This is a genomic window from Flavobacterium sp. KY-23415 (assembly GCF_055384985.1).
Genome location: NZ_AP044001.1, coordinates 4,000,238 through 4,016,195 on the forward strand (window position 1 = coordinate 4,000,238; position 15,958 = coordinate 4,016,195).

13 protein-coding genes are annotated in these 15,958 nt (G+C 32.0%); 2 read left to right on the plus strand and 11 right to left on the minus strand.

The window, feature by feature from the left end; genetic code table 11:
- The 11 genes from ACZ49Z_RS17540 to ACZ49Z_RS17590 all read right to left on the minus strand — a co-directional run bounded on the left by ACZ49Z_RS17540 (nucleotide 1) and on the right by ACZ49Z_RS17590 (nucleotide 13,737).
- Nucleotides 1-1,008, minus strand: coding sequence for a hypothetical protein (locus tag ACZ49Z_RS17540; protein ID WP_464305601.1), 1,008 nt, complete (start codon nucleotides 1,006-1,008; stop codon nucleotides 1-3).
- 4 nt (nucleotides 1,009-1,012) lie between these two features.
- Nucleotides 1,013-3,907, minus strand: coding sequence for an OmpA family protein (locus tag ACZ49Z_RS17545; RefSeq protein WP_464305602.1), 2,895 nt, complete (start codon nucleotides 3,905-3,907; stop codon nucleotides 1,013-1,015).
- 20 nt (nucleotides 3,908-3,927) lie between these two features.
- The gene (locus ACZ49Z_RS17550) at nucleotides 3,928-4,425 is read right to left on the minus strand and encodes a DUF4280 domain-containing protein (protein ID WP_464305603.1); all 498 of its coding nucleotides are present in this window, start codon (nucleotides 4,423-4,425) and stop codon (nucleotides 3,928-3,930) included.
- Nucleotides 4,426-4,955: 530 nt separating this feature from the next.
- The gene (locus ACZ49Z_RS17555) at nucleotides 4,956-5,657 is read right to left on the minus strand and encodes a sulfite exporter TauE/SafE family protein (RefSeq protein WP_462679354.1); all 702 of its coding nucleotides are present in this window, start codon (nucleotides 5,655-5,657) and stop codon (nucleotides 4,956-4,958) included.
- A 158-nt stretch (nucleotides 5,658-5,815) separates the two neighbouring features.
- Nucleotides 5,816-6,262 (minus strand): FixH family protein, encoded by a 447-nt coding sequence (locus tag ACZ49Z_RS17560; protein WP_462679355.1) that lies wholly within the window; start codon nucleotides 6,260-6,262, stop codon nucleotides 5,816-5,818.
- A gap of 25 nt (nucleotides 6,263-6,287) precedes the next feature.
- Nucleotides 6,288-7,706 carry a cytochrome c oxidase accessory protein CcoG gene (gene ccoG / locus ACZ49Z_RS17565; protein ID WP_464305604.1) on the minus strand — a complete coding sequence of 473 codons (1,419 nt, stop codon included), beginning with the start codon at nucleotides 7,704-7,706 and terminating at the stop codon, nucleotides 6,288-6,290.
- A gap of 50 nt (nucleotides 7,707-7,756) precedes the next feature.
- Nucleotides 7,757-8,695 (minus strand): cbb3-type cytochrome c oxidase N-terminal domain-containing protein, encoded by a 939-nt coding sequence (locus ACZ49Z_RS17570; RefSeq protein ID WP_462679357.1) that lies wholly within the window; start codon nucleotides 8,693-8,695, stop codon nucleotides 7,757-7,759.
- A gap of 17 nt (nucleotides 8,696-8,712) precedes the next feature.
- Nucleotides 8,713-8,880, minus strand: coding sequence for a CcoQ/FixQ family Cbb3-type cytochrome c oxidase assembly chaperone (locus tag ACZ49Z_RS17575; protein ID WP_445711863.1), 168 nt, complete (start codon nucleotides 8,878-8,880; stop codon nucleotides 8,713-8,715).
- A gap of 7 nt (nucleotides 8,881-8,887) precedes the next feature.
- Nucleotides 8,888-11,083 carry a cytochrome-c oxidase, cbb3-type subunit I gene (gene ccoN, locus ACZ49Z_RS17580; protein ID WP_464305605.1) on the minus strand — a complete coding sequence of 732 codons (2,196 nt, stop codon included), beginning with the start codon at nucleotides 11,081-11,083 and terminating at the stop codon, nucleotides 8,888-8,890.
- A 3-nt stretch (nucleotides 11,084-11,086) separates the two neighbouring features.
- Complete coding sequence (ccoS, locus tag ACZ49Z_RS17585) at nucleotides 11,087-11,281, minus strand: cbb3-type cytochrome oxidase assembly protein CcoS (RefSeq protein ID WP_464305606.1); 195 nt, start codon at nucleotides 11,279-11,281, stop codon at nucleotides 11,087-11,089.
- Nucleotides 11,282-11,358: 77 nt separating this feature from the next.
- Nucleotides 11,359-13,737: a heavy metal translocating P-type ATPase gene (locus ACZ49Z_RS17590; RefSeq protein ID WP_464305607.1), complete on the minus strand. Its 2,379-nt coding sequence runs from the start codon at nucleotides 13,735-13,737 to the stop codon at nucleotides 11,359-11,361.
- A 105-nt stretch (nucleotides 13,738-13,842) separates the two neighbouring features.
- Between ACZ49Z_RS17590 and ACZ49Z_RS17595 the strand changes: the two genes are divergently transcribed.
- Together ACZ49Z_RS17595 and ACZ49Z_RS17600 are read left to right on the plus strand one after the other, a co-directional pair.
- Complete coding sequence (locus ACZ49Z_RS17595; protein ID WP_464305608.1) at nucleotides 13,843-14,520, plus strand: Crp/Fnr family transcriptional regulator; 678 nt, start codon at nucleotides 13,843-13,845, stop codon at nucleotides 14,518-14,520.
- Between the two features lie 57 nt (nucleotides 14,521-14,577).
- A complete protein-coding gene (locus tag ACZ49Z_RS17600) occupies nucleotides 14,578-15,945 on the plus strand; it encodes a hypothetical protein (protein ID WP_464305609.1) in 1,368 nt (455 codons plus the stop codon).
- Nucleotides 15,946-15,958 lie beyond the last annotated feature (13 nt).

Consider the following 15,958-nt stretch of genomic DNA (forward strand, 5'->3'; position numbering starts at 1 on the left):
TTAATAGACTTTAAACTCGGTTTCGCCTTGAGGAATATAGCAAAATACAGTTAAAAACAATGGTCGTAAACCACCATTATGATTTACTTTTGCCCATAATGCAGTATTCCCACGCAATTTATTATCTGTAGTATCTAACATTAAGGCTGCCAATTTTCCATTAGCAAAAAACTCTAACTTATATTTATCTATTGGTTGCATTTCAAAAGAGGAACTTTTATAGACTTTTAAATATTCTTCCCAGTTTTCTTTAATTGTTTCTTTAGAATCGTAATTTGAAACGTATAATACCTTTAAAGCATCATACTCTAATCTTGCTATATTATCATATTCTTTATTTTGATAGATGCCTTTTACTTCTCTGTATTTATTGAGTAATTTTTCTTCTAATTCTTTTCTATCCATTTTTCTTAAATCTTGACCATTTTCAAATGGTACATTTAATTCATAAGGAACATCTACAGTTATGTTAAAACTACCTTCATAGAATGTTTTACCAGCTCCTTCAAAAACGTACTCTGAATAATCCTTACTTATTTTTTTTTCAATTTTAGGAACTGTATATTCACTATAAATTATATCGTTTTCTTCTTTGTTTTTTAAATCATAGGATTTAAAATTGAATTCTACGTTACTTCCATCTACTAATGTTGTAAACACTTCATCATATTGAGGAACTATACCTAAAGGATACATTCTATAATCTACTCTATATCGCCCGCTTTTAAAAAGTAGATGGTTAATTTCTACAGCCGTACTACCTGCAAGTGGTCTATTGAATTTTTTTTCAACTTTTATACCATTAACAAACATTTCAAAATAGCATTTATCATTTGAATATCTCAACTTGTAAATTTTTTCAGATGGATAATGTTTAACGAACTTAGCTATTTCTTCTGCAATATTTTCCGCTGTAATAGTAGGATTTTGATTTAGCATATTATCTTCTTTTTGGGAACAAGCAACAAGGCTCGTTAAAATTATTATATTTAAAATTATTTTTTTCATTTGGTTAAGGTTTAAATAGTTGGATTTCAAATAAAGGTAATTCAAAAGGCTCTATTAAAGTAAAAAGAGTAGGTTCTCCATCATTAGTAGAAAAATCAAATAACTCACCCCATTTATTCTTACCTTTTAGACTTCCTAAGTAGGTTCCTTCTACACCAGAACAATACAACGATTTAGATAAAAAGAGTCCTTTATTATTTTTATGATCTACTCCATAGGTTAGTTTTATACCTGCACCCCCTTTAAAAGTAAATTCAACTTTTGCTTCGATTTTGGTTTGTAATCTAAAAAAATCAAATTCTGCTTCATAATCACCCTCCACAACCGCTTCAAAATTAATCTGATTTTTAATAATAACCGAGTCATTAGCAGTTCGTACTAAATTACCTAATTTATCTTCAAAACTATAGGAGTTGGTAAGGAAATTGTATTGTATATTTTTTTCAAAAAGAATGGTTCCCGTAATATCGATATTTCCATTAATAGAAAAAACTTTTTTACTTTTAAAATATTCAATAATTTTATTGTTGTTTTCTTTATTCTTTTTTAGTTTTTCTTGTGTTTCCCCATCTTTAGGATGCTTTGCATTTTTTAATTTTTCTATCCCTTTTTCTATAAGACTCAATAAATCAAAGTCTTTTTTATAATTGACCGCTACTAAAGGATTACATTTAAGATTGGCTTCATAGACCAAAGCCAATCTACCGTCTGCTTGCTTTTTATAATACATTCCTGCATTTACTGCTATAGATGGTGGTATAATCTCTAATCCTAGATCTCCCATTTTTTTAAGGAGTTGTTGCCCTTTTTTTACTTTTTTGGCTAGTTTTGCTACTTTTCCTTGTAGATTTTTACCTCTAGTGAGGTATATCATTATCAATTCGATAATGATACCCACCATAACAAAACCAACAATTACTGATGCTGCCGCATATTTTGTGTATTTCGTTTCGGTAATAAGGTTTGTTAGCGTACCTTGCATGGATAGCTCTTGTCCTTTTTTTTCTAAAGTTCTATTATGAATAGTATGTGCTGCATAATCATAATCTTTTGTCTGCTCATATATATAGTTTGATACAACTTTTACTGTTATGAAAATGTCTTGTATAATGTTTACAATATCACTTAAAATAGTTTCTTCTAACTCCTTAACAACATTTTCAATACCATTTTCTAATTGTATATTTTTATTGTGAAAAAAGTAATCGCCACTATTTGCATAATTATATTGAAAATGACCTATCCAAACCACATCGGGGTAGGCTTTTATTTGTAAGGTTGGATTGTCTTTGTTGGCAAAATAGCCACAAGTATTAATATGGAATAGATAGGAATTATAGATGGTGCCTCCTGGGTTTAAATATTTGAGTAGATACCAAAGGTATTTTTCTTTAAAGTCGGAACCAATTATAGAATATACTTCATGAGAAAAATTATCGCTACTTTGTGTTAGTTCATTTTTCCCTAGATTGGTGTTTTCTTTTATAAGAATTTCTTTGGTGTGCTTTTCATTTCCATCTCTAAAACATTGTTCGTTTTTTCTTTCGCTAATTTTTAGGTTTATTTTTTTTCTAATGTGATTTGTTGGTGCAATGGTTTCATATACCATTACAGGTGCGTTATATTCTACATAGGAAAATTCTATTACTACTCTTCGGTTTTGTTGGTAGGATTCTTCGGAAGTACCTTTGGATTTTGGTTTTACTTCTCCATATCCTCTAACGATAAACTGGGTTTTGTCTAATCCTTTTTGAAAGAGGTATAAACGCACCGAATCGGCTCTTTTTTCGGAAAGATTTTGGTTGTAATCGAGTGTTCCTCTATCGTCTGCATGACCCGAAAGGGAAACTGTTAGATGCTCATTCGCAACTAGAAAAGTGGAAAGATTATCTAAAACACTGGTCTCGGTATTTCGGATGGTATGTTTATCAAAATCAAAATAGACCTCTTGCGATTCATAGCGCACATTGGTAGCTTGTTTTTTTAAGAATGCTGCTCCTTCATTAAAAATAACTATTGATTCCTCTGGATGATCTGTAATACTAATTTCTTTGAATTTGCATTTATGATAATTTTTTACGTTAACATCTGCTTTTCCTACTTTCAAAGGAGTATTATTGGTAGATGGTTCTATTGGCTTGGCTACTATATCTTTTTTTATTCTAAGAAAACGTGCGTGTTTGTCGTCGTTATTGGGATCTTTAATGTAGTCACCCCTGTAGTTTTTTATTTTGATATAGAATTGTTCTACCTCTTCTTTGGCATGAACAAACCAATTGATGGTGTTTCCTATTTTTAGGTTTACTTCTCCATCTACCACTTCTATGCTAGTATAGGTAAATACTAGTGTATCTGCTTTTCTACCTGTAAAATAACTGCCTTCATTATATTTATAGACTTCTATTATTAGGTTTTTTGAGCCATTTAGTCCTTCTGTATTTAGACATAAATGAATTAATTGACCGTATTTGAATTGTTGACTGCGAACATCGTTCCCGTCATTTGTTGTGCTCCATTTGCTCGAAATAATTCGTTCTGGACAATATCCTCCAACATAGAGACCTGTTTCCATTCTAAAATCGCGCTTTCCAAAAAGACTCGCTTCTATGTAATAGGAAAATGGTCCACAAAGTTTTCTTGGTATTTTAACTCCGTATTTTTGAGTGGATGCGGTTTGTGTGTAACTATATACTTCTTTTCTGTTTTGTGATTGTCTAATCCAAGTAATTTGTTTTTTCTTGTCTTCTTTTGTTGTATCATTTTCCCATTCGCTCACTTCAAACCAAGCAAATGCGTCGGGTTCGATGGTTAATTTTCTATTCGGTATAGAACGATTAAGATATAGTTTTGCGTCTCCATCTTCGGGTGACCATTTTATTTTTCTTACTCCTTTTGCCATTGTCATAGTATTTTAAATAGTTACCTTGTAGCATCTTCACTATCTGTGCCTGCGGGTTGTTTTCCTATGCTGCTTAGGCTAACCATTGGGTTTAACTGACTATGAATATCTTGGTTGGCGTTTTTGATATTTTGGGAAGAACCTTCGGTTTTTTGACCGTGCTTAGTTATGGTAATACAATCGGAGCCACCAATAGGACAGGTAGCTTTGCTGTTTTCTAGGAGAATTTTTCCTTGATTGGACATTGTTACTTTTTCATAGAAACCACTCCATTTGGTAATAACGGCTTGACAGGGTAAATAATCACTACTTGTGGGTTGTAGCTTGCATTTACCAAAGGTGTTTTTCTCTAAAGTTTGACCAATTTCTTTGTTTGTTGCAATGCGTTTTTTTGATGCGTCTTTATCATTAGCATAGTCCTTTGATTGTGATAAAACTTTCAATTTATCTTTTTTAGGTTCTACACTAAATTTACATTCACATTCTGCTCCTTGCACTACAATGCACTTTTCGCTCATGTCTATCTATTTGTATGTTTATTTGTTGCAGCCAAAAATACAAAAATGTTTTTATCTTAAATGAATTTAGCCCTTATTTTTTAAGAAAAACCGTTAAAAAAAACAAACAAGTTTATATCATACAAACATATTACACTATACAGCCTTTTTATGTTTTTGAAATAAAAAAAACAAAAACACAATTGCTTTCTATGACTGTTTAGTGTTTTACTTTCTTTTTTTGTTAAATACCCTAAAGTTTTAGGTTCTAAACCGAAACGTTTTGGTTCTTCGCCTAAAGTTTTAGGGTAACCCACGTAAAATTTTACCCCACAAGACGTAAAATTTTAGGTCAACAACCTAAAGTTTTACCCCACAAGACGTAAACTTTTAGGTCTAGGACCTAAAATTTTACCCTGATTGACGTAAAAATTTGACAAAACTACCTAAAAGTTATTGTTTTAGATAATTAGGGTATTGACTATTATTTGGGTTATAAAAATGTGTCTAATGACAAATATCTTTGGAATGTACTGGAAAAACTAACTCTTTTAATGGCAATCTGCTTCTGCTTGAACAAAAAGGCTTGTTGTTTTTGGTGAAAGATAGGGAATATCCAATCCTAATCCTCTAATGATGAATAACATTCCTATGAAAACGGCAATAATGGGAATCATTTTTTGTATTGTATTGCGAACAGGATTGGTTATTAGGTTGGAAATTATGACAACTAGACTCATCATTGGAACGGTTCCTAGTCCGAATAGTAACATATATAAAATGCTATAATGAATTGTTGGCATTGCTAAAGCTCCAAATAGTGCTACATAGACCATTCCACAGGGTAAAAAACCGTTTAGGAGTCCGATGGTGAAGAATGATTTGTAGGTTTTGCTTTTGAATTGTTTTCCTAGATTGGATTTTACTTTGGAGATGATTTTATATACTGGTTTTGAAAAATTATATTGGGCTAAGGTTTTTTCTGGTACTACTGCAATTATGATCATAATGATTCCAACAAGTATTGATAATTGTTGTTGCATTCCTGCCAAGAAAAAACCTTTTCCCAATATCCCAAAAATTATTCCTAAAGTACTATAGGCAACTAATCTGCCAAGATGGTAGATTACTAATTGCATTATTTTTTTTGCTTCATTATTCCTATCAACGGGTAGCATCATTGCAATGGGACCGCACATTCCTATGCAGTGAAAACTACTAATTAGTCCGAATATGATAGCGGTGTAGAGCATTTTTTAGTGAATAGTTTTTTGTACTTAGTGTTTCGTCTTTTAATTCTGCTAAAAATAATAAAAAGAAAAAGTTTAGTGAATAATCGGAGAAATTTCTACTGAAAGTAAAATTTATATTCCTAAAAATTGAATTTATTACTAAGCTTTAATTTTATTCACTAATAGTAGATTGATTTTTTATTTCTATAGGACACTCCTTGATATTCCCAATCGATAGTAATGTCCCAAAGACCGCCCACCAGATTACTTTTAGGTATGAGCAAATGTGAAGAAGATAATGAAATTTGCATTTCAGCATCTAATTTCTGATTAGACGGTCGGTATAGGGACACTTTTCCTTTAATTAATTTATAATCGAAGTTTTCTGGAAAGGAAATGGCTATTCCTTCTGCAACTTTCTCGAATGTTAACTTTGATTCTAATGCATTGGCATTGTTTGTTTTTTCAATATTGGCTTGCACTTTTAGTTCTTGTTGGTAATAATCGCTAACTACTAATTCTCTGTCGTAGTTGTCATTTAATTGCACTTTCAGAACAAAATATAAAATGAATGATATGAATAGTGCAAATGCGATTATGATTCCTGTTCCCCAATTAATTTTCATTTTTAATCTGTTTAAATTCTAAAACCTAATTAAATGATCTTGGTCCTAGAAAGGTTGTTTTTGTTGTTTCTATTAATTTACCATTATTGTAAAAGCCTAATTTTACTTTCATCTTGTCGTCTTGTAATTCTTTTGCTTTTATTTCTATGAATAATGTTCCTTGAAATGATTTTTCTGCCGGAATGGTAATGTGAGTGTTTCCTACTATTTTTACTACTCCTTCGGGTTTTTCGAGTTTTATGGTTATATTGTCGAAATCATGAACGGTTTTGTTTATTATTTTATAGGTGAAAACATTGCTAATCATTTCTCCTCTCTGTTGGTAGAGTTGTCCTGGCAAACGTAGTACTTTTGCTTCTACATCGTTTCTGAGAAAAAGTAATCCTGCTAAAACACCTATCAATATGGTTAACACAGCGATATAGCCTTTCATTCTAGTGGTTAGCTTGAACTTTTCTTTTTTTACTATTTCATCTTCACTTGCATAACGAATTAGTCCTTTTGGCAAGCCTACTTTATCCATAATAGTGTCGCATTCATCGATACAGGCAGTACAATTAATACATTCTAATTGAGTTCCATTACGAATGTCTATCCCTGTAGGGCAGACATGTATGCATTGTTTACAATCGATACAATCTCCTTTTCCTGTTTCGGCTCTATTTTCTCTTTTATCCCATTTGGCTCTACCCTTTTCTCCTTCTCCACGAACATGATCGTAGGCAACATTTATGGATTTATTGTCTAAAAGTACTCCTTGCATTCTTCCATAGGGACAAGCAATAATACATACTTGCTCTCTGAACCATGCAAAAATGAAATAGAATACTCCTGTAAAAATTAATAATGCAATTAGGGTTTTTCCATTTTCTATTGGTCCTTCCTTAATATGCTCAATCACTTTTTCACTTCCTATTAAATAGGCTAAAAAAACATTTGCGATTATAAATGATATTATAAAAAATATAATCCACTTTGTAACTCTTTTTCTAATTTTTTCTGCATTCCATTCTTGTTTAGCTAGTCGCATTTGAGCCCCCCTATCGCCATCTATCCAATATTCGATTCTGCGAAAAACCATTTCTAAAAAAATGGTTTGTGGGCAAAACCAACCGCAAAATATTCTACCAAATGCAACTGTAAAGAGTGTTAGACCTACTACTCCAATTATCATTGAAATCACGAACAGATAAAAATCCTGTGGCCAAAATGGAAAACCAAATATTGAAAATTTTCGTTCTAAAACATTAAATAATAGGAACTGATTACCATTAATTTTAATAAATGGTGCCGACAATAAAAAAATTAAAAGACCATAACTTAGTAGCTTTCTCTTTTCATAGAGCTTACCTACTGGTTTTTTTGGAAAAATAAAGTTCCTCTTTCCTTCTTCATTGATAGTACCGATACTATCTCTAAAACTTTCATCGGGTAATTTTGCCATTTTTTTATATATTAATAAAAGGTTTAGTAGTGCACTAAACCTTTTATTTGTTATTTAACAGTTAAAGTATCTACTACTGTATCTACATTTTCAATTGGTGCTGCTTTTTCTGTTGCTGCTGCTCCTTCTGCAACCCATATTTCTCCTTCTGGTGCTTTGGCTTCGCTAGGATTTGAACCTTCTAAAGAAATAATGTAACTCGCAATTTTTTGGATGTCTGTTGATTTTATGACATCTTTCCAAGGAGCCATTGTTGGGTTTTTGCTACTTCCTTCTGAAATTAATTTAAAGATATTCTTAACTCCTCCTCCATTAATCCAATGCTTATCTGTTAGGTTAGGACCAATTCCTCCTTGTAAATTGGCACCGTGACAAGCCACACAACTTTCTCCAAAAATTTTCTTTCCTTCTGCAATGCTTGCTTCGTCTGTTAATAATTCTACATTATCTACATTTACCTGAATAGGGTTCGCTTTTAGATATTCTTCATGTTCTTTTTGAGCTTCAACAAGTGACATTTCGTATTCTTGTTCCTGAGTATAGTCTCCCACTACATGGAAGCGCACTAAATATACTATTGCAAAAACGACACAACCATAGAATAAATAGACCCACCATGGTGGCAAAACGTTGTCTAGCTCTTTAATACCATCATAATCATGATCTAGCATTACGTCTGCTTCTTCTTCGATTGCTTTTGAACGTGTTAAGCTTTTATACCACTTGCTTTCTGTGAAAGAAAGTGATTGTGCTTCTTCTAATTGTTTCTTTTGTTCTTCACTCAACAATTGGTAAGTTACTTTATCTACCGCACTGATTACAATTTCTATCGCTATAAGTAGGAATAAAAACACACCTAAAAATAATGATACCATTGGATACTTTATAAAAGCGGGTTTATCTCCTGAGTCTATGAAGAATTCCATTCCTGCAAAAACAGTTGCAAATAGTAATGGTACTCTTACGTATGAAGGGATTATGTTTTTCATTTTAAAATCTTTAAAAATTAATCTTTGATTGGCATTTCACTTAGTTCCTTAATCTTGTCTTTCTTGTAACTGAATACCCAGAAGAACAATCCAACAAAAAAGGAAAAGAAAATTACTAATGATATAATTGGATATATTTCAACACCAGAAATGGTCTCTAAATTATGTTTTATAAATTTTAGCATATCTCAATTATTTAGCGTTATCTTGTTTTGTAATATCTGTACCCAATCTTTGCAAATAGGCAATCAAGGCAACGATTTCTCTATCTCTTGCAGGAACAAAATCTGAACCTTTTGTTGCTTTTAGGTCATCAAACGTTTTCTTGATGTCTTTATTTTTCAATAAATTCGCTTCAATTTTTGCGGCTTGCTTCGCAATTGAATCCATTGCTGTTTTTACTTCTAAATCGGTATATGGCACACCTAAAGCTTGCATTGCTCTCATTTTATCTTGCGTAGCCGATTTGTCTAATGTGTTTCTAATAATCCATTTATACCCAGGCATTATAGAACCATCTGAAGTACTTTGCGGATCCCACATGTGGTTAAAGTGCCAATCGTCTGGTCTTCCTCCATTGTTTGGTTTTCCTGGTACACCTTCTCTTGCTAAATCAGGACCTGTACGTTTAGAACCCCATAAGAAAGGATGATCATATACAAATTCACCAGCTTTAGAATATTCTCCATAGCGCATTACTTCTGAACGGAATGGACGAATCATTTGAGAGTGACAGTTATTACAACCTTCACGAATATAAATATCTCTACCTTCTAGTTCTAAAGGTGTATATGGTTTTACACTTGCTATTGTTGGTACATTCGATTTTACCATGATTGTTGGAACAATTTGTATAATTCCTCCAATTAAAATAGCAATTGTAGCTAAAATAGTTAACTGGATTGGTTTTCTTTCTAACCATGGGTGGAATTTTTCACCTTTCATTCTTCCTGCAGCAATCTTAGCTAGTGCTGGTGCTTCTGCTAATTCATCTTCAACTGCTTTTCCTGCTAATACTGTTCTAATAATATTATAAACCAACACTAATAGACCAATAACAAACAAGGTACCTCCAATGGCTCTCATAACATAGAAAGGCATAATTTCTGTTACTGTTTCAAGGAAGTTACCATATTGTAATGTTCCGTCTGGTTTGAACTGATCCCACATTGAAGCTTGCATGAAACCTGCAACATACATTGGAAGTGCATATAGAATGATACCTAGAGTACCGATCCAGAAATGGAAATTAGCTAAAGCTGTAGAATATAATTTTGTTTTTGTCATTCTTGGGATTAACCAATAGATCATACCAAAAGTCATGAAACCATTCCAAGCTAATGCTCCCACGTGAACGTGAGCCACAATCCAATCTGTAAAGTGTGCAATAGCATTTACATTTTTAAGGGATAACATTGGCCCTTCAAAAGTTGCCATACCATATCCTGTAATACCTACTACAAAGAATTTCAACACAGGCTCTGTACGAACTTTATCCCAAACACCTCTTAATGTTAATAACCCATTAATCATACCTCCCCAAGATGGAGCAATCAACATGATTGAGAAAACTACACCTAAGTTTTGAGCCCAATCTGGTAATGCAGTATATAAAAGGTGGTGAGGACCAGCCCAAATATAAAGGAAAATTAACGACCAAAAGTGAATGATAGATAATCTATATGAATATACTGGTCTATTAGCTGCTTTAGGAACAAAATAGTACATTAACCCTAAGAAAGGAGTAGTAAGGAAAAAGGCTACTGCATTATGCCCATACCACCATTGCACTAATGCATCTTGCACACCTGCATAAACGGAATAACTTTTTAATGCAGAAACTGGTAATTCTAAACTGTTAAAAATGTGCAGTACAGCAACTGTTACGAATGTAGCTAAATAGAACCAGATGGCAACATATAAATGACGTTCTCTTCTTCTTAGGATTGTCATTATCATATTTATACCAAAAACCACCCAAATTAATGCAATTGCAATATCTATTGGCCATTCTAGTTCAGCATATTCTTTTGAAGTTGTATAACCTAAAGGTAATGTTATTGCTGCAGCTACAATGATTAGTTGCCAACCCCAGAAATTTATATTACTCAATAAGTCACTATACATTCTTGTTTTTAACAAACGTTGTAGGGAATAATAAACCCCTGCAAATATTGCATTACCTACGAATGCAAAAATTACTGCATTTGTGTGCAATGGTCTTAATCTTCCAAAACTTAACCATGAAATACCGTCGGTCATATTTGGAAAAATGAACATTAGTGCTACTATTAAACCTACTAGCATACCTACGACTCCAAACAAGATACTCGCATAGAGGAATTTCTTTACAATTTTGTTGTCGTAATAAAATTGTTGCATCTCCATAATTTAGATTGATTTTTGTTTTTCTACTTTAATTATTTTATTCTTTGGATTTTTCTTTAGTTCATCGTCAAATAGCATTCTGACCGATGGAGTATAGTCATCGTCATACTGTCCGCTTTTAACAGCTCTTATAAAAGCCGCTAAAAACCCAACAGCAACAACTATACTGATTGTGATTAATACGTAAATTACACTCATACCTTAAAATTTATATCACAAATTTAGTTCCTAGACCGCTCTTAAAATATGATATTTGTCATATCTGTTAATAAATGTTAATTTTTCTTTTTTGCATAATAATTAGACATAATTGTAACGAAACTTACTATAGTTATAGAACTTAAAGGCATAATAATAGCAGCTACTAATGGAGACAAATTACCTGTAATAGCAAACGATAATCCAACTAAATTATACAAAAAAGAAAGTCCAAAACTCATATAAATAGTACGCATCGCATTTTTAGAAAAATTCAAGTAATAACCTATTTTTGAGAATTGACTGGCATCCATGATTCCATCACAAGCAGGAGAGAACACATTTACATTTTCTGAAATAGATATTCCAACATTACTTTGCGCTAAAGCTCCAGCATCATTCAATCCATCACCAATCATCATTACATTTTTGCCTTGTTTTTGGAGTTGTTCAATATATTCTAGCTTTTGTTCTGGTTTTCTGTCAAATATTAATTCTGTTTTTTCTGGCAATAGCCCTTGCAAAGTTTCTTTTTCACCATCATTATCACCCGAGAGAATTTTCAATTCATAGTGCGTACTCAATTTTTCAAACAGTGCTTCTATGCCATTTCTGTATTGATTATCGAAAAAATAATAGCCTTTATAAATATCGCTTATTCTAACATGAACTTTAGTTTGTTTTGAGGATTCTTGGTTTGCAACATTCACTAATGAAGAAGATCCAATTTGAAAAAAGACTTCACCTATTTTCGCTTCTATACCTTTCCCTGTAATTTCATTAAACTGACTCACTTCTACCTTATCGAAATGAGGTAAATAATCATATATCTTTCTACTTAAAGGATGATTTGAACCTCTTATAACGTTTTTTAACAGTTTTAATTCATTATTGGTTAACTCTTCTCCATGGAAATTTACTGATGATTTTTTATTTGACGTAATTGTCCCAGTTTTATCAAAAACAATAGTATCGACTTTTGCTAATTGTTCAATAACCGTTGCATTTTTCAAATACAATTTCTGATTACCCATTATTCGCAATACATTTCCTAGAGTAAAAGGAGCTGTTAAAGCTAATGCACAAGGACAAGCAACAATCAGAATAGCTGTGAAAACATTAAAAGCAGTTGAAAGATCTATAAAAAGCCAGATTCCAAATACTAAAAAAGCTAAGATTAGCAAAATTGGAGTAAAATATTGACTAATTGTATCTGTGATTGTTTTGTGTTTTTGATCTATTTTTTTCTGAAAAACATCATTACTCCATAGCTGTGTGAGATAACTTTGAGAAACAGAAAATAGAACTTCTAATTCTACCACTTTTCCAGTAATTTTACCACCAGCATAGACTTTATCTCCAGATTTTTTTTCAATTGGAATAGCTTCACCAGTAACAAAACTATAATCGATAGAAGCAGTATCTGAAATTAAAATACCATCAACTGGAATTAATTCTTGGTTTCTAATTAATAATCGATCCCCTTTTTCAATGTCATATACTTGAACTGGAATTTCTTTTCCTAATTGATCTATTTTAGTAATGGCAATTGGAAAATAGGATTTATAATCTCTTTCAAAAGAAAGAAAACTATAGGTTTTTTGCTGAAAAAGTTTCCCAAGTAGCATAAAGAATATCAAACCTGTTAAACTATCAAAAAAGCCTTGTCCAAAATCAAAAATTATATCTATTGTACTTCGAACAAACATGACGACTATTCCTAAAGCAATAGGAATATCGATATTCAGCATTTTAGATTTTATACTTTTATAGGCAGAAACGTAATAATCGCTAGCCGAATAAAGAAAAGAAGGCAAGGAAAGTCCGAATATTAACCATCTAAAAAAACCTTTATATTGATTAATCCAAAATTCTTCCACTTCAAAATATTCTGGAAAAGATAATAGCATTATATTTCCAAAGCAGAAAAAAGCTATACCCAATTTATAGATTAAACTTCTGTCTACATTCTTCTTTCCTTCTTCAAAATTATCCAGACTAATATAAGGTTCATACCCGATAGAACTTAATAGATAGACTAGTTCTTTAAGAGATACTTTTGTATTGTTAAATGTAATTCGTACTTTTTTTTCTGGGAAGTTTACTTGTGAAGTACTTATACCTTCTTGAAGTTTTTGTAGATTCTCCAAAATCCAAATACACGAACTACAGTGTATATGAGGAATATACAATGAAACAATACTCGTTGTGTTTTCTTGGAATTCGAGAAGCTTTGCAATAATTTTTTCATCTTCTAAAAAATCATATTTTCCGTTAATTTCCTGTGGTGTTGCTCCAGGAGCGTTTTGAAAATCATAATAGCAGGTTAAATCGTTCTGACTAAAAATCTCGTAAACAGTCTTGCAACCATTACAACAAAAGGATTTTTCATCGAAAATAATTTCATCTTTTTTTATAATTTCATTACCACAATGGAAACAATTATTTGTATCCATAATTTGCTCATTTTACCTACTACAAAGTTTGGAAAAGGGATGCATTAAAAATATGATATTTATCATACTTTAGTTATCTTTGTAGCATTATCAATTCCCCCATCTATGAGTAAATGTGAACAATGCATTGTAAGACAGTTTAGTTCTATAAAAGCACTAACAAAAGAAGAACTAATTAAAGTTGCCAATTGTAAAACAGCTTATACTATTAAAAAAGGGCAACCCCTTTTTGAAGAAGGAGAAACGCTCAATGGAATTTTTTGCATTAAAGATGGTGTTTGCAAATTATCTAAATTGAGTGCAAATGGTAAAGACCAAATTATTAAATTGGTAAAACCAGGAGAACTGCTTGGGCAACGGTCTATGATTAGTGAAGAATCTGCTAATTTATCTGCTGTAGCATTAGAAGATATGGAAGTTTGTTTTGTGCCTAAAGCAGAAATTTTACAATTTTTCAATCAAAACAATGAGTTTTCAATGAATGTTATGAAAACTATTTGCGGAGATTTAAAAGAAGCAGACGACCACATGGTAAATATGGCTCAAAAAACGGTTAAACAAAGATTAGCAGAAACATTATTATATCTTGAAGAAACTTTCGGAAAAAATGAAGATGGAACCATTAGACTTTTACTTTCTAGAGAAGAATTAGCAGGCATGATTGGAACAGCAACCGAAAGTTGTATTCGTTTACTCTCTGAGTTTAACAAAAAAGGATATATTGATATTGTTGGTAAAAAAATACTTTTAAAAGATAAAAATACCCTTAAAAAAATTACCTAAAAAATTATTGGCACAATAATTGAAAGTCATTTAATAGAACTATAAATATTGAATGATATGAAAACGAATTTACTTACAGGAATATTTAGTTTATTCTTAGCCATAACTTCCTTTGCGCAAGATAAAACAACTGTTAGAGCAAATAGCAGTGACATTAGTGATAATTTAGATTTAAGAGCTGTAGCAACCATCTTTGGAGATGCATCCGATTTAGAGAATTTTGAAAGACGTTTAAACGATCCTAAATCTCAAATCTCAAACTTAGATTTAAACAATGATAATTTCGTTGATTATTTAAGGGTAATTGAATCTGTAGAAGGGAATGAACATATCATTGTTATTCAAGCTGTTTTAGACAGAGACCTTTACCAAGACGTAGCCTCAGTAGAAGTAGAAAGAGATAGAAATAACAATGTGCAGGTGCAAGTTGTTGGAGATGTTTATATGTATGGTGAAAATTATATTTATGAACCAGTTTACATTCACAGACCTGTAATTTATACTACTTTTTGGGTAACTAGCTATCGTCCTTATTGTTCGGCATGGTACTGGAACTACTACCCTACTTATTATACTTGTTGGAATCCTTTCCCAGTTTTTAGATACCGTAATCACATTAACATACATATTAATTTTGGACATTCCTATCATTATGTGAATACAAGAAGATGCAGCTATGGTTACAACAGTTATCATGGTAGAAGAGCCAATGGTTATGAAAGAAGATACCCAGAAAGATCCTTTTCCCATAGAAACAATGGTTATTCAAACAGACAACAATTAGATCAAAATAGAAATATAAGAACGAGAGTAGCTGGTTCTAGAGAGCTTACAGATAATAGAAATACATCTTCTGTTAGAGGTGGTGAAAATGGTAATTCAACTAGAGATTATTCTTCACCAAGAGGTAACAGTAATTCAACACCTAGAACAACTGCTTCTTCAACTAGAGATTATTCTTCACCAAGAGGTAACAACAATACAACGCCTAGAACAACTACTTCTTCAACTAGAGATTATTCTTCACCAAGAGGTAACAGCAATACAACCCCTAGAACAACTACTTCTTCAACTAGAGATTATTCTTCACCAAGAGGTAACAGTAATTCAACACCTAGAACAACTACTTCTTCAACTAGAGATTATTCTTCACCAAGAGGTAACAGCAATACAACACCTAGAACAACTACTTCTTCAACTAGAGATTATTCTTCACCAAGAGGTAACAGCAATACAACACCTAGAACAACTACTTCTTCAACTAGAGATTATTCTTCATCTAGAAATAACTCAGTTTCAAGATCAAATTCTAATTCACGAACAAATGGAGTATCACAATCTAGAAGTACATCTCGACAAAGTGGCAACACTAGCTCAAACAGAGGTTCATCGTCTGGTCGTGGAAATTCTAGTAGAGGAAACTAAATAACTGTCACAA

What these genes read in the sequence shown, in the direction of transcription:
- ACZ49Z_RS17540 (WP_464305601.1), bottom strand. Translation starts at nt 1,008, where the DNA reads ATGAAAAAAATAATTTTAAATATAATAATTTTAACGAGCCTTGTTGCT.
- ACZ49Z_RS17545 (WP_464305602.1), bottom strand. Translation starts at nt 3,907, where the DNA reads ATGGCAAAAGGAGTAAGAAAAATAAAATGGTCACCCGAAGATGGAGAC.
- ACZ49Z_RS17550 (WP_464305603.1), bottom strand. Translation starts at nt 4,425, where the DNA reads ATGAGCGAAAAGTGCATTGTAGTGCAAGGAGCAGAATGTGAATGTAAA.
- ACZ49Z_RS17555 (WP_462679354.1), bottom strand. Translation starts at nt 5,657, where the DNA reads ATGCTCTACACCGCTATCATATTCGGACTAATTAGTAGTTTTCACTGC.
- ACZ49Z_RS17560 (WP_462679355.1), bottom strand. Translation starts at nt 6,262, where the DNA reads ATGAAAATTAATTGGGGAACAGGAATCATAATCGCATTTGCACTATTC.
- ccoG (WP_464305604.1), bottom strand. Translation starts at nt 7,706, where the DNA reads ATGGCAAAATTACCCGATGAAAGTTTTAGAGATAGTATCGGTACTATC.
- ACZ49Z_RS17570 (WP_462679357.1), bottom strand. Translation starts at nt 8,695, where the DNA reads ATGAAAAACATAATCCCTTCATACGTAAGAGTACCATTACTATTTGCA.
- ACZ49Z_RS17575 (WP_445711863.1), bottom strand. Translation starts at nt 8,880, where the DNA reads ATGCTAAAATTTATAAAACATAATTTAGAGACCATTTCTGGTGTTGAA.
- ccoN (WP_464305605.1), bottom strand. Translation starts at nt 11,083, where the DNA reads ATGGAGATGCAACAATTTTATTACGACAACAAAATTGTAAAGAAATTC.
- ccoS (WP_464305606.1), bottom strand. Translation starts at nt 11,281, where the DNA reads ATGAGTGTAATTTACGTATTAATCACAATCAGTATAGTTGTTGCTGTT.
- ACZ49Z_RS17590 (WP_464305607.1), bottom strand. Translation starts at nt 13,737, where the DNA reads ATGGATACAAATAATTGTTTCCATTGTGGTAATGAAATTATAAAAAAA.
- ACZ49Z_RS17595 (WP_464305608.1), top strand. Translation starts at nt 13,843, where the DNA reads ATGAGTAAATGTGAACAATGCATTGTAAGACAGTTTAGTTCTATAAAA.
- ACZ49Z_RS17600 (WP_464305609.1), top strand. Translation starts at nt 14,578, where the DNA reads ATGAAAACGAATTTACTTACAGGAATATTTAGTTTATTCTTAGCCATA.